Annotated in this window: 9 protein-coding genes and 1 tRNA gene; 6 read left to right on the top strand and 4 right to left on the bottom strand. The window is 69.3% G+C overall.

Features of this window, described 5'->3' with window-relative positions; all coding sequences use genetic code 11:
* Nucleotides 1-47: 47 nt before the first annotated feature.
* Entirely contained in the window at nt 48-2,618 is a 2,571-nt protein-coding gene (locus ACWGE0_RS25725) for an AAA family ATPase (protein ID WP_452263453.1), read from the bottom strand.
* Nucleotides 2,619-2,740: 122 nt separating this feature from the next.
* Between ACWGE0_RS25725 and ACWGE0_RS25720 the strand changes: the two genes are divergently transcribed.
* The 4 genes from ACWGE0_RS25720 (at nt 2,741) to ACWGE0_RS25705 (ending at nt 10,425) form a co-directional block, all read left to right on the top strand.
* Nucleotides 2,741-2,824: transfer RNA gene (locus ACWGE0_RS25720), tRNA-Tyr, on the top strand.
* A 241-nt stretch (nt 2,825-3,065) separates the two neighbouring features.
* Entirely contained in the window at nt 3,066-3,557 is a 492-nt protein-coding gene (locus tag ACWGE0_RS25715; RefSeq protein WP_452263452.1) for a Gmad2 immunoglobulin-like domain-containing protein, read from the top strand.
* A 16-nt stretch (nt 3,558-3,573) separates the two neighbouring features.
* Nucleotides 3,574-4,800 carry an MFS transporter gene (locus ACWGE0_RS25710; protein WP_452263451.1) on the top strand — a complete coding sequence of 409 codons (1,227 nt, stop codon included), beginning with the start codon at nt 3,574-3,576 and terminating at the stop codon, nt 4,798-4,800.
* A 159-nt stretch (nt 4,801-4,959) separates the two neighbouring features.
* Nucleotides 4,960-10,425 carry an ATP-binding protein gene (locus ACWGE0_RS25705; RefSeq protein ID WP_452263450.1) on the top strand — a complete coding sequence of 1,822 codons (5,466 nt, stop codon included), beginning with the start codon at nt 4,960-4,962 and terminating at the stop codon, nt 10,423-10,425.
* Between the two features lie 20 nt (nt 10,426-10,445).
* Here the strand turns inward: ACWGE0_RS25705 and ACWGE0_RS25700 are convergent, their stop codons facing one another.
* Together ACWGE0_RS25700 and ACWGE0_RS25695 are read right to left on the bottom strand one after the other, a co-directional pair.
* The gene (locus ACWGE0_RS25700; RefSeq protein WP_452263449.1) at nt 10,446-11,045 is read right to left on the bottom strand and encodes a GNAT family N-acetyltransferase; all 600 of its coding nucleotides are present in this window, start codon (nt 11,043-11,045) and stop codon (nt 10,446-10,448) included.
* Nucleotides 11,046-11,061: 16 nt separating this feature from the next.
* Nucleotides 11,062-11,934 carry a 5'-nucleotidase gene (locus ACWGE0_RS25695; RefSeq protein WP_452263448.1) on the bottom strand — a complete coding sequence of 291 codons (873 nt, stop codon included), beginning with the start codon at nt 11,932-11,934 and terminating at the stop codon, nt 11,062-11,064.
* 51 nt (nt 11,935-11,985) lie between these two features.
* Between ACWGE0_RS25695 and ACWGE0_RS25690 the strand changes: the two genes are divergently transcribed.
* Together ACWGE0_RS25690 and ACWGE0_RS25685 are read left to right on the top strand one after the other, a co-directional pair.
* Entirely contained in the window at nt 11,986-12,300 is a 315-nt protein-coding gene (locus ACWGE0_RS25690; protein ID WP_452263447.1) for a DMT family transporter, read from the top strand.
* A complete protein-coding gene (locus ACWGE0_RS25685) occupies nt 12,300-12,704 on the top strand; it encodes a DMT family transporter (protein ID WP_452263446.1) in 405 nt (134 codons plus the stop codon). Before ACWGE0_RS25690 ends, ACWGE0_RS25685 begins: the two co-directional genes overlap by 1 nt.
* On the opposite strand, the gene ACWGE0_RS25680 is transcribed toward ACWGE0_RS25685, so the two are convergent.
* A complete protein-coding gene (locus ACWGE0_RS25680) occupies nt 12,600-13,859 on the bottom strand; it encodes a glycosyl hydrolase family 18 protein (protein ID WP_452263445.1) in 1,260 nt (419 codons plus the stop codon). The genes ACWGE0_RS25685 and ACWGE0_RS25680 overlap by 105 nt on opposite strands.
* Nucleotides 13,860-13,993: the final 134 nt, after the last annotated feature.

Here is a 13,993-nt window from a genome sequence, read left to right as displayed (position 1 = left end):
GTTCCTCCTGAAGTCGGTGTGGCTCCAACCTAGGAAGTTCGCGCTGGTCAGCCATCCGCCGGAGTACTCGGACGGGTACTCATCCACGCCGCGATCTGGCTGCGGGTGCTGAAGCCGAGCTTGGTCAGGACGTGCTGGACGTGGTTCTGGGCGGTGCGCTCGGAGATCACGAGCCGTTGTGCGATCTGGCGGTTGGTGAGGCCGTCGGTGACGAGGCAGGCGACCTCGTGTTCGCGGCTGCTCAGCTCGGTCGTCGTGAACGCCGTCATGCCCAACGCGCGGATGGCGCGGTCCGCGGCGCGTTGCACGGTGTCGGCGTCACGGCCCAGGGCGCGCAACGCGGCGGCGAGGTGCCAGCGGGCCTCGGCGGCGAACGCGGGGGCGCCGGCCCGGGACGCCTCGTCGACGGCGGTGGTCAGGTCCGTGACGGCCTGGTCGACGTCCCCGAGCGCCAGGTGACCGCGGCCCAGCGCGAGCGAGACCGGGCCCATGTAGGCGACGCCGTTGCCGGCCGCGTGCGCGCCGCGGAACTCCGCGAGGCGCGGGAGGATCACCTGCAGGTCGTCGGTGAGCCCCAGTGCGGAGGTCACCAGGACGGCGTCGACCAGGCCCGGCAGCACGAAGAACGCGGGCAGGTCCCAGCCGGCGATCGGGCCGCTGCGGCGGTACCACTCCAGCGCCTCGTCGCGGAAACCCGCGCGCTGCAACAGGAACGCCCGCGTGAGCTTCGACATCAGCCGGAACCGCGGTGGCGGGTCGTGGAAGTGGCGGGCGAGCGTCAGGCCGTCCTCGGAGACGCCGAGGTGGCAGGCGAGACCGCACTGCAGCGCGAAGTAGGCGCCGGACGCGGGTTCACGTTCGATCACGCGCATGCGGTCATAGGCTCGCCGTCCGACCTCCTTGGCTTCAGCGAACCGGCCCTGTGCCTGGGCCAGGCACGCTGTCGCGACTTCGACGTGCCACTGCGGGACCTGGCCGCCGACGCGGTCGCAGGCGAGTTGCAGCGCGGGCAGTTCTTCTTGTGCGGCGGCGAGTTCACCGCTCTCGATCAACGCGTGGACGCGCCACAGCGAGCCCCACATCGCACCGCGCGGGCTGTGCGTGCGGTGGGCGAGGTCGATCATCTCGGCGGCCAGCCGCAACCGTTCGGCGCGCCCGGCCGGACCGGGGCAGGCTTCCTGGCGGGCGTGCAGGGCCTCGGCGAGCGCGCGGTCGTCGTGACTGCGCCGGGCCAGGTCGAGCGACTCGCGGCTGAGGTCGTCGAGCCGGTGCTGTTCACCCCGGTAGAACGCGAGGTGGCTGCACTGGGCTAGCAGCCTGGCGCGGGTCGCGGGACTGACCTCCTGGCGGAGTGCGTTGTCGCACAACGGGGTCGCGATCGCGTTCACGCCGGCGCCGGGTGCCGCTTCGAGCACGAGCGCGGCCTCCGCGATCTGTTCGGGAGTCCGCGCCAGCCCGGCGGCGCGTTGGGCGGCCTGGACGCACGTCGCGAGGTCGCCCGCGAAGTACGCCGCTTTCCCCAGTGCCACTTGAACTTCGCAGCTGTCCTCGAACGCCGCGGCAGCCGCGTAGAGCCGGGCGCCCTCCTCGTAGGCGAGCCTGGCAACCGCGTCCTCGGCAGCACGGATCGTCCACAAGCGGGCTTCTTCCGGTGCGCCGCAGGCGTTCCAGTGCCGGGCAACATCGGCGTAGTGGGTGCTGTCCGCCATCGCCTCGGCGATCCGGCGGTGGATCGCGCGGCGTTCGGCGGTGGTGAGCGCGGCTTCGACGGCGTCACGGGTCAGCGCGTGCACGAACCGGTGCCCCGTCGCGTCGATCAGCGTCGTCGCCTCGTCCAACGCGCTGATCGGCAGGCCCGAGGCCTGAGCGGCGAGGTCGAGATCGAAGTCGCGGCCGATCAGCGCGGCCGTCTTGATCAGCTCACGGGCGTCCGGGCCGAGCCGGTCGAGGCGGGCGGTGACGATGTCCCGGACGCTGCGCGGCGGCTGGTCCGCGCGCCAGGTGCCGTCCTCGACCGCGCGGGCGATCTCTGTGACGAACAACGGGTTCCCGCTGGTCAGTTCGGTGATCGTGGCGGCGTGCTCCGGTCCGGTGAGTTCGGCGACCTCGTCGGCGGACAGGCCGTGCAGGTCGATGCGGACGGCCGAGCGCATGAGATCCGCGGCTGCCGGGCACGGGTCGCGGAACGTGGCGAACAGCAGCACGCGGCGCAGGTTCGTGGCGAGATGGGCGAGCACGAGCAGCGAGGCCCGGTCGGCCCAGTGGACGTCCTCGACGATGATCACCATGCCGTCGCGGTCCAGCGCGGTCGCGATCGCGTCGAACACCCGGAACCTGTCCTGCGGCACCTCGGCGTCGTGTGCGAGGACGGTGTCGGGGTCGGCACCCGCCGCCTTCAGCACCTGGCGCCACGGCCAGAACGCCGGCGCGCCTTCGGTTTCGACGCAGTGCCCCCACACGACCTCACGGCCGCGCGCGAGCGCGTGCCCGGCCAGCTCCTGGGCCAGCCGGGTCTTGCCGATGCCGGGCTCGCCGCCGCACAGCACCAGCCCGCCGGTCTCCGCCGCCAGCCACGACCGCACCAGCGCGAGCTCGCGGCCGCGTCCCACCACCTTCACAACCCGGACATCGCGTTCGCACCTATCCGCGTTTCCGAAAATGGGTTGAGCGAACCTGGCGCTGAGCCCCAAAATATCCGTGTTACCGCAGCTCAGGGGCCGGATAAATGAGTTGCGACAATGGTGGAGATGGGGCTGTGGAGCCCCGCCTGTCTGTAAAACAGGAGCCTCGGGCAAAGGCGGTTCGACTCCGTCCTCCATCACCACCCGTTGCGCCACCGGGGTGACCCCCGGCAACACCCCTGTTCCCCGCCGCGACCTAAGTGGTGTGGCTCGAAACGTTGGCGGTGAATTCACGCTCAGCAGGACGCCTCGCGGCACCGCCCCCGCGCCCCCATACGACTCCGGTATGAGGACGCGGGGGCGGCACCACGATGCGCCCGTCTGACCGCGAATTCGCTCGGCAACGTTTCGAGCCACGCCACTAGGCGAGGAAGGGACTCACCCATGTCGATCGATGTCCAGCAACCGAGGCCGCTCGGTCTCGTCGGAAGTCACGTCCAGATCGCCGGTACCGCGGGCGGGGCGTTCGAGGCGCAGTTCAACTACCGGATCCACGAGGGGCACGACGAGGTCGTCGGCGGGTTCATGGCCGGTGACGGGGTCGGTGGCCACGGCCAGTTCCAGGTGAGCGTCGACGTGTCCGGTGCGGCGTTCGCGCTCGACCGGCTCTTCGTCGAGGTGTTCTGGGTGTCGCCCAAGGACGGCGAGGAGCTCGACAAGATCATCGTGCCCGTGGTGTACGGGCCGCGGATCATGCCGGGGTACCGCGTCTACCAGGAGTACACGATCAAGCCGGGCGACACCTTGTTCGCGATCGCCGCGCACTACTACGGCAACGGCAACCTCTACACGCGGCTGGTCCGGGCGAACCCGCACGTCATCACGAACCCCAACGTGATCCATCCCGGGGACGTGATCCGGATTCCGCAGTCCTGATCTCCGGACCCGTGAGTTGGGGACCCTGTGGACCGATCGCGAGTTCGGGAAGCTCTGGCTCGCCAGGCTGATCTCGACCGCAGGGTCCGCGTTGTCGGGCGTCGCGCTGCCCGTCCTCATGTACTCGCTCACCGGCAGCGCCGTGCACACGGGAGCGCTAGCGGCCCTGGCCGCCGCGCCCTACCTCGTGTTCGGGCTGCTCGCGGGCGCGCTCGTCGACCGAATGCACCGGCGCACGGTCATGGTCGTCACCGACCTGGCCAGCGCCGGGCTCCTGGTGAGCGTGCCCGTGGCGGCCGTGTTCGACGCGCTGACCCCGGCCCACCTGCTGGTCGTGGCCGGGGGAGTGGCGAGCGCGAACGTGTGGTTCGACGCGGCCAACTTCGGGGCCCTGCCCGCGCTCGTCGGGAACGAACAGCTCGTGCGGGCGAACAGCGCCATCTGGAGTACCTCCACCGCCGTGCACGTCGTGGCGCCGTCGGTCGCGGGCGTGCTGATCGCGGTGATCGGGCCGGCCGGGACGATGGCGCTCGACGCGCTGAGTTTCGCGGCGTCGGCGGCGTTGGTCCGGACGATCCTCAGGCCGCTGAACCAACTACGAGAACCCCGGATCTCGCTCAGCGCGGACATCCGGGAAGGACTCGAGTTCCTGTGGAGGGAACCCACAGTCCGGCTCTTCACCGCCCTGGGTGTCGGTCAAGCCGTCGCGGGCGGTGCGGTGTCCGGGCTTCTGGTGGTCTACGCGATCCGGGTGTTCGACGTCCCGGAGAACGACGCGCGGATCGGCGTGCTGTTCAGCGCGCTGGCGGCCGGGTCGTTCGCCGCGACCGTCGTCATGCCCAAGATCAGTGACTCCTGCTCACCCCGCCACGTCACGGTGATCGGGCTCTCCGCCGGGGTCGTGGTGATGGGGCTGCTGGCCGGGGTGCAGCTGTGGTGGGGCGCGGTGATCAGCACGGCGTTGTGGGGTCTGACCTCGACGATCGTGATCGTGAACGGGCTGACCGTGCGCCAGCTGGTGACACCTGATCACCTCCAGGGCAGAGTCGGCCTGGTAGGACGCATGGTGACCTTCGGAGTGGGGCAGCCCGTGGGTGCGCTGGCCGGGGGAGTCCTGGCCGACGCGGTGTCCGTCCGAACCGCCTTGGTGATCACGGCGTTACCGCTCGTGTTGGTGGCGGGCATCGGGTGGTCGCAAGTGGGTGAACAGCCCCGTCGTGAGTTGGGACACGGGCTCAAGTGAATCTGTGCCGAGGACCTGGTGCCTTGTTGGTTTCATACAAAGCACGCTGCTCAACTCGCTTCGATCTAGCGGTTTTCCTACCGGGTAGTAGACGAGAGTGTGTACATCGATTGGGCGGCGACTGCCGCTGAGGTTGTCTGTCCGCGAGGAGAGAAGTCGTTGTTCAGTCGTGTAGCGATCGTCAACCGCGGGGAAGCCGCAATGCGGCTGATCCACGCCGTCCGTGAACTCGCCGCCGAGTCAGGGGAACGGATCGAGACCGTCGCCCTGTTCACCGATGTCGACAAGTCGGCGCCCTTCGTCAGGGAAGCCGATCTTGCCTACAACCTCGGCCTGGCGGCCGATCGTCCGTACCTCGACCTCGAGGTGCTGGAGAAGGCACTCGTCGAGACCAAGGCCGACGCCGCGTGGGTCGGCTGGGGCTTCGTCGCCGAGATCCCCGAGTTCGCCGAACTGTGCGAGAAGGTCGGGGTCACCTTCGTCGGTCCGTCGGCCGAGGCCATGCGCAAGCTCGGTGACAAGATCGGCTCGAAGCTGATCGCCGAGGAGGTCGGCGTTCCCGTCGCTCCGTGGAGCAAGGGTGCCGTCACCGACCTGGAGCACGCGCTCAAGGTGGCCGAGGAGGTCACCTACCCGCTGATGCTCAAGGCGACCGCCGGTGGTGGTGGCCGCGGCATCCGCAAGATCACCTCCCCCGCCGAGATGGAGGAGAACTTCGAGCGCACCAGCCTGGAGGCCGCGCGCGCGTTCGGCTCCGGCGTGATGTTCCTGGAGCGCCTCGTCACCGGCGCCCGGCACGTCGAGGTGCAGGTCATCGCCGACGGCCAGGGCACGGCGTGGGCGCTCGGCGTCCGCGACTGCTCGGTGCAGCGGCGCAACCAGAAGATCATCGAGGAGTCGGCCTCCTGCGTGCTGGAGCAGCACCAGGTCGACGAACTGAAGACGTCGGCGGAACGGCTCGCGAACGCGGTGGGCTATCGCGGCGCGTGCACCGTCGAGTTCCTCTACCACCCCGGTGAGAAGCTCTTCGCGTTCCTCGAGGTCAACACCCGCCTGCAGGTCGAGCACCCGATCACCGAGATCACCACCAGCTTCGACCTGGTCAAGGCGCAGCTGCACGTGGCGGGTGGCGGCAGGCTGGAAGGCCCCAAGCCCGTCGAGCTCGGCCACGCGGTCGAGGCCCGCCTGAACGCCGAGGACCCGGACCGCGACTTCGCGCCGTGCCCCGGCACGATCGTTCGGCTGGAGCTGCCCGCCGGCCCCGGTATCCGCGTCGACACCGGTGTGGCCGAGGGTTCGCAGATCCCCGCCGACTTCGACTCGATGATCGCGAAGATCATCGCGTACGGCCGCAACCGCGACGAGGCGCTGGGCAAGCTGCGCCGCGCGATGGCCGAGACGACCGTCATCATCGAGGGCGGCACGACCAACAAGAGCTTCGTGCTCGACCTGCTGGACGAGCCCGCCGTGATCGACGGCTCCGCCGACACGTCGTGGATCGACCGCGTCCGCGCCGAGGGCGGCCTGGTCTCGCACCGTCACTCCGCCATCGCGCTGGCCGCGGCCGGCATCGAGGTGTACGAGGACGAGGAGCAGCTCAACCGCACCCAGCTGCTGGTGTCCGCCCGCGGTGGCCAGCCGCGCACGAACCACGAGGGCGCGGGCAAGCTGGAGTTCGTCCTGCGCGGCCAGCCGTACCTGGTGCAGGTCGCCCGCGTCGGTGCCGCGAAGTACCGCGTCGGGGTGTCCGCTGCCGACTCGGACGTCGTGCTGACCGGCGACGTCGACGTCGAGCGGTTCGACCACCACGTCGGCACCATCACCGTGAACGGCACGCGCTTCCGCGTCGTCACCGGCACGCACGGCCCGGTCCACCAGGTCGAGGTCGACGGCGTCACCCACCGCGTCACCCGCGACGAGGGCGGCGTGCTGCGCTCGCCGATGCCCGCGCTGGTCGTCGCGACCCCGCTGGAGGTCGGCGCCGAGGTCGAGGCCGGGGCGCCGGTGCTGGTGCTCGAGGCGATGAAGATGGAGACGGTGCTGCGCGCGCCGTTCCGCGCTCGCCTGAAGGAGCTCAACGTCGCCGTCGGCACCCAGGTGCCCGCCGGTGGACCGTTGCTGAAGCTCGAGGAGATCGAGGACGCGGACGGCGCCGCCGAGGTGCAGAAGTCCGAGTCGTCGGTCGAGCTGGAGCTGCCCGAGCCGCGCACGGACGTGCGGCCGGAGGAGCTCGTCGCCCGCGGTCTCGACGACCTGCGCGCGTTGCTGCTGGGCTTCGACACCACCGCCCTCGACACCGCGCGAGTGCTGTCGAACTACATGGGCGCGCGGCACGACCTGCAGGAGCGGCCTCTGGTCGAGGAGGCCAAGCTGCTCGGCATCTTCGCCGACGTGTGCGACCTCTCCCGCAACCGCCCCGCCGGTGAGGAGACCAAGCCGGAGAACCACATCCACTCTCCGCGCGAGCACTTCCACACGTACCTGAAGACACTGGACGCCGACCGCGCGGCACTGCCGGAGGGCTTCCGCGCCCGCCTGCAGAACGTGATCGGCCACTACGGGATCACCGAGCTCGACCGCACGCCGGAGCTGGAGCAGGCCGTTTTCCGCGTGTTCGTGGCGTTGCGCCGCGGCGTGTTCGACGCGGCCGTCGCGACGACCCTGCTGCGCCAGTGGGTGCAGGAGGCGCCGCCGGTCGAGTCCGAGCAGGTGCAGATCGGCCTGGTGCTGGAGCACATCGTCGCCGCGACGCAGGTCCGCTACCCGGCGGTCGCCGACCTGGCCCGCAGCGTGGTGTTCGCCTGGTTCGCCCAGCCGTTGGTGCGCCGCAACCGCGCCCGCGTGCACAGCGAGGTCCGCAAGCACCTGATCCACCTGGACGCCGAGCCGCAGGCCGCCGACCGCGAGGAGCGGATCGCCGCCATGGTGGCGTCCGCCGAACCGCTGGTGCGCCTGCTCGGTCAGCGCATCGGCAAGCCCGGCGCGGACAACACCCCGTTGCTGGAGGTGCTGGCCCGCCGCTACTACACCAAGAAGGCGCTGGAGAAGCCGCGCGTGAGCGGTGCGTTCTTCATCGCGGAGAACGAGCCGGAGCAGACCCGTCTCGTGTCGACCGCGGTGGAGTTCCCCTCGCTGACCGACGCGATCGGTGACGTGGTCAAGCACGGCAACGGCACCGCGGTCGTCGCGGACCTCTACGTCAACTGGCCCGACGGGCCGTCGGACCAGGACGAGATGGCCGCCGGTCTGGGGGCCGCACTGGCCGCGCACCAGCTGCCGCCGACGGTCACCCGCATCACCACCACGGTGGCGGGCCGCCGTGGTGAGTCGATGCACCACCACTTCACGTTCCGCCCGTCTTCCAACGGGTTCGCGGAGGAGAGGCTGGTGCGCGGGCTGCACCCGCGCATCGCCGAACGCATGCAGCTGGAGCGGTTGCGGGAGTTCGACCTGACGCGTCTGTCCTCTGTGGACGAGGACGTGTACCTGTTCCGCGCGGTGGCCAAGTCGAACAAGTCCGACGAGCGTCTCGTCGCACTGGCCCAGGTCCGCGACCTGACGCCGCTGCGCGACGACGAGGGCCGGATCGTGGCGCTCCCCGCCGCCGAGGACGTGCTGGCGACCTGTCTGGACGGCATCCGGCGGGCTCGTGCGCAGGCCGGCGGTCGTACCCGGCTCGCGACGAACCGCGTGGTGCTCTACGCGTGGCCGCCGACCGACCTGTCCTCCAAGGACCTGGACGCCGTCGCCTCCCGCGTGCTGCCGACGACCACGGGCCTCGACCTGGAGGAGGTCCTGTTCCTGGCGCGCCGCAAGGACCCCGTCACCGGTGAGCTCACCGACATCGGCGTCCGGATCGCGAACGACGCGGGCGCGGGCGTGCGGTTCTCGTTCGTGCAGCCGCCGACCGACCCGATCCAGCCGCTCGACGACTACCGCCAGAACGTCCTGCGCGCCCAGTCACGCGGCACGATCTACCCGTACGAGCTGGTCGACATGCTCGTCGGCGACGGTGGGTCCTTTGTGGAGCACGACCTCGTCGACGGTTCGCTGGTGCCGGTGGACCGTCCGCGCGGTGGCAACAAGGCCGGCATCGTCGTCGGTGTGGTGACCACGCCGACGCCCGCGTACCCCGAGGGCATGAAGCGCGTCGTCCTGCTGGGCGACCCGACCAAGTCCCTCGGCGCTCTGGCCGAGCCCGAGTGCTCGCGGGTCATTCACGCCCTGGACCTCGCGACCGAGCTTTCCGTTCCGCTGGAATGGTTCTCGCTGTCCTCCGGCGCCAAGATCTCGATGAGCTCCGGTGTCGAGAACATGGACTGGGTCGCCGCCGCGCTGAAGCGGATCGTCGAGTTCACGCAGGCCGGTGGCGAGATCAACGTGGTGGTCAACGGCATCAACGTCGGCGCCCAGCCCTACTGGAACGCCGAAGCCACGATGCTCATGCACACCAAGGGCATCCTGGTCATGACGCCGGACTCCGCCATGGTGCTGACCGGCAAGCAGGCCCTGGACTTCTCCGGCGGCGTCTCGGCCGAGGACAACTACGGCATCGGTGGCTACGACCGCGTCATGGGCCCGAACGGCCAGGCGCAGTACTGGGCCCCGAACCTGCGTTCGGCGTTCGACGTGCTGCTGGCCCACTACGAGCACAGCTACATCGCTCCCGGTGAGCCCGGCCCGCGCCGAGTGCCCACGACGGACCCCTCGTCGCGCGACGTGTCGTCGTACCCGCACGTGGTGGGCGACAGCCCGTTCACGACGGTCGGCGAGATCTTCTCGGTCGAGTCGAACCCGGACCGCAAGAAGCCGTTCGACATCCGCACCGTCATGCGCGCCCTTTCCGACCAGGACCACGACGTCCTGGAGCGCTGGGCGGGCATGGCCGACGCCGACACCGCCGTCGTGCAGGACGTCCACCTCGGCGGCATCCCGGTGACGCTGCTGGGCATCGAGTCGCGCGGCGTGGCCCGCACCGGCTTCCCGCCCACCGACGGCCCGGACACCTACACCGCCGGCACGCTGTTCCCGAAGTCGTCGAAGAAGGCGGCCCGCGCCATCAACGCGGCCTCCGGCAACCGGCCCCTGGTCGTCCTGGCCAACCTGTCCGGCTTCGACGGCTCCCCGGAGTCGATGCGCGAACTCCAGCTGGAGTACGGCGCGGAGATCGGCCGCGCGATCGTGAACTTCAACGGCCCCATCGTGTTCTGCGTGATCTCGCGGTACCACGGCGGCGCGTTCGTGGTCTTCTCGAAGGCCCTGAACCCGTCGATGACGGTCCTGGCCGTCGACGGCTCCTTCGCCTCGGTCATCGGCGGCGCGCCTGCCGCGGCCGTGGTGTTCGCTCGCGAGGTCGACGGTCGCACGGCCAACGACCCGCGGGTGAAGAAGCTGGAGTCCGCCGTGTCGGAGGCTTCCGGTGCCGAGCGTGCTGCTCTGACCGCCGAACTGGCGACCACTCGGCAGTCGGTGCGGACGGAGAAGCTGAACGAGATGGCTGCCGAGTTCGACCGCGTGCACAGCGTGCAGCGCGCGGTGGAGGTCGGGTCGGTGGACGCGATCATCTCGGCTGCGGAGCTGCGGCCGGCGATCATCAAGGCGATCGAGAACGGTCTCGCTCGCTAGTTCTCGGTGATGAAGCCCGGTCATCCTTTGGGTGGCCGGGCTTCGTCATGTCGCAGGCGGGCGTGCCTGTGCATGTCGTGCCAGCCGTCCGCATGACGTACGGCGCCTCGCAGGATGCCTTCGAGGTCGAGCCCGAGCCTGGTGGCGACCCGGCACGACGCCAGGTTGGCCGTGGAGTGCTCCAGTGAGATCCGGTGCAACCCAACGGTGTCGAAAGCCCATCGCGTCAAGGTATCCGTGGCGCGCACGGCGACCCCGGCGCCACGTGCTTCGGGCAGCACCCAGTACGACAGGTCCGCCGACGCTTCGAAGAGGGAGACGGCCCGCAGGCCGACCTGTCCGACCGGCTGGTCACGGCTGTCCGCGATCGCCCAGCTGGCATCCGTTTCGTCGTCCCAGCGCGCCACCCAGCCCGTGATCCACGAGCGGGCTTCGTCAGCAGTGTCCATGCGCCTGACGTGCCACCGTTGGATGTCAGGGCATGCGAAGGCAGCCATCACGGTCTGGACGTCAGTCTCACGCCACGGCCGCAACGTCGTGCCGTCGCCGACGTCGAGGTGTGGTTGGCCAAGCGCGCGAAGAGAACCGGCGGGCAGGGACGGGCCGACGAGGAGAGGCACTTCTTGATGCTCCTGATCACTCGTTGGTGATGCCGAACGGAATGTGCACGCACGGCACGGTCTGGATCAAATGCCCGCGCTGGTCGTCGAAAAAGATGTGCGGCTTCAACACGTCCAGAATCGGCGCCTTCTTCAACCCGCCCAAGAAGAACGCGTCGTTCACCGTCAGCCCCCAAGCCTTGAGGCTGTTGATCGCCCGCTCATGAGCCGGCGCGGACCGGGCAGTCACCACCGAAACCCGGATCCGATCCTCAGCCAGCCGCTGGATCCGGTTGACCCCGGCCAGAAAATCCCGCAACGGCCCAGGATCCAACGGCGTCACCACATTGGTCGCCTCGTGTTCCTGGAACCGGTCCAGCCCACCGGCCTGGTAGACCCGCTCGGACGCGTCGTCGGCCAGCACCCCGTCGAAGTCGAACGCGATCCGCAACGCCGGATCGTCATCGTCCTTGAACGAGGACTTCAGGACCTGGCCGGCGGGCAACCCGGCCGCCGTCGCCCGGCGCACGTCGTTCTCGTTGGCGGACAAGAAGAGCGACATGTTCAGCGCCGGCATGTACTCGTGCGGCGCCCGTCCCTGGGTGAAGATCGCGCGCGAGATCGTGAGCCCGTGATGAGCGGCCGACCGCAGGATCCGCAGCCCGGTGTCGGGGGAGTTGCGCGACAGCACGATCACCTCGACCAGCGGCCCCAGCGAGTTGAGCTGCAGCAGCCGGCGGATGAACGGGAATGCGACACCGGCACCGAACGGTCGGTCGAGGTGGGCTTCCTGGTAGGCGCGATAGGCCTGTTCGCCGTCGGACGAGAAGACGGCGTCGGACTCGGTCAGGTCGAACAGCGCGCTCGACGCGACGCCTACGACCAGCAGGTTCTCCAGGCTGGGTGCCATGTGTCCTAGATCGTAGCGGCGACGTCGAGCGTTTCTGGTACGGTCGTACCAATGTACTGGATGGTGCTGGTCGCGTCGGGAGTGCTGGAGGCCGTCTGGGCCACGGCGCTCGCGGCGTCGAAGGGTTTCCGCCGGCCGTGGCCGGTGGTGGTGTTCGCCGTGTCTATGACCTTGAGCGTCGTCGGCCTCGCGTGGGCGATGCGGGAGATCCCGGTCGGCACGGCGTACGCGGTGTGGGTCGGCGTGGGGGCCGTGCTCACGGTGCTCGTGGCGGTGATCCGCCGGGAGGAGAAGCTCGGGGTGGCCAAGGCGTTGCTGCTGATCGCGTTGATCGGTTGCGTCGCGGGCCTGAAGGCGGTGAGCTGATGTACTGGGGTGTGCTGCTGGCCAGCGCTGTGCTGGAGGCCGTGTGGGCGACCTCGTTGTCCCATCAGTCCTATGTGCTCTTCGTGCTGGCCGCGACGGTGAGCATGGTGGGGCTTTCTTTTGCCATGAAACGGATTCCGGTCGGGACCGCGTACGCCGTGTGGGTCGGGATCGGCGCGGCGCTGACCGTGGCGTGGGCGATGATCACCGGTGAGGAGTCGGTCTCCATGTGGAAGATCGTGTTCCTCGCCGGGATCATCGCCTGCGTCATCGGGCTGAAATTCCTGCGGTCAAACGATTCAGCTGAACGTCCAGCGCTGGTTGGCGCTGGCGGCGCAGTCCCAGAGCTGAAGCCTGGTGCCGTCGGCGGAACTCGGACCGGTGGCGTCGAGACATCTTCCTGACGCCGTGTTGCGCAGCTGGCCGTTGGCCTCCGAGGTCCACTGCTGGTTGCCGGCGCCGGTGCAGTCCCAGAGCTGGGTCACGGCGCCGTTGGCGGTACCGGTCGCGTCCAGGCACTTGCCCAGGGCGCGGACGGAGTTGCCGTTGCGGGACCACTGCTGAGCGTTGGTCCCGTTGCAGGTCCACAGCTGGATCGCGGTGCCGTTGGCCGCGTTCGCACCCGCCACGTCGACGCACTTGCCGCCGTAGCCGACGATGGTGCCGCCAGGCGGGTTCGGGGTGCCGTTGCCGGCGGTTTCCCAGATCGCGTTGAGCAGGCTGGTGGCACCGGTCGTGTCCTGGGACAGCTCCCAGTTCATGATGCCGCCCGCGTTGGACAGCGCCCACGTCGTCTTGCGACGGATGGTCGGCAGGCCGTTGTAGCAGTTGCCGTTGTAGCAGTCGCGGTTGGCGTTGGCCGGGTCCTGCGCGACCAGATCGCGGTAGGCGATGTAGGTCGGCCGGCTGTAGAACGGCACACCGAGAACGGCCTTGCTCGCCGGCAGCCCGCGGTTCTTCCAGAAGTTGACGGAAGCGATCGACCAGTCGTAGTTCGCGTGCGGGCTGCCACCGTCGTAGGCCATGATGTTCAGCCAGTCCACGATGCCGAACACCGCGGGCTGCACGCCGTTCGCCGTGCCGCCTTCGGACACGACCGCGGCGGTGAGCAGCTTGCCGCGGCTGTGCAGCTGGTCGCCCAGCTGCCGCATCAGAAGGGTGTAGTTGTCACCCTCGGCACCCGGATCCGGGTACTCCCAGTCGATGTCCACGCCGTCGAGGTTGTACTGGTTGACGAGGTTGATCATCGCGTTGACGAACGTCGTGCGGCCGTTGGCGCTGGCCGCGAGGATCTCGAAGTTGTCGTCGTTGCCGTTGTTCCAGCCACCGACCGCGATCGAGACCTTGACGCCGTTCTGGTGGCCGAGGCTCACCAGCTGCTGGAGCTTGCCGGGGTCGGGAACACCCTGGAGCGTGCCGTTGGAGTTCGGCAGCACGAAGGAGTAGTTGATGTGCGTCAGCTTGCTGTACTGGATGGAACTCACGTTGCCGGCCCACGAAGGCATGTAGCCGACGCTCTTGAACCCGGCGGGATAGGCGGCCTGCGCGGCAGGCGCCATGACAGTCATCGTCGCCGCGGCGGCGGCCAGCGCTAGGCCGACTGCACCGAGGCGTGATCGGAGTGAACGCATTGCAGGGGTTGCCTTCCACTTCGTCGAGCGCCCACTCGCGACGTTAGTGGTCTAGACCGGTT

The organism is Lentzea sp. NPDC054927 (assembly GCF_053610285.1).
The sequence above is the reverse complement of the archived record's forward strand: the minus strand, read 5'-3'. Positions and strand labels throughout refer to the sequence as shown.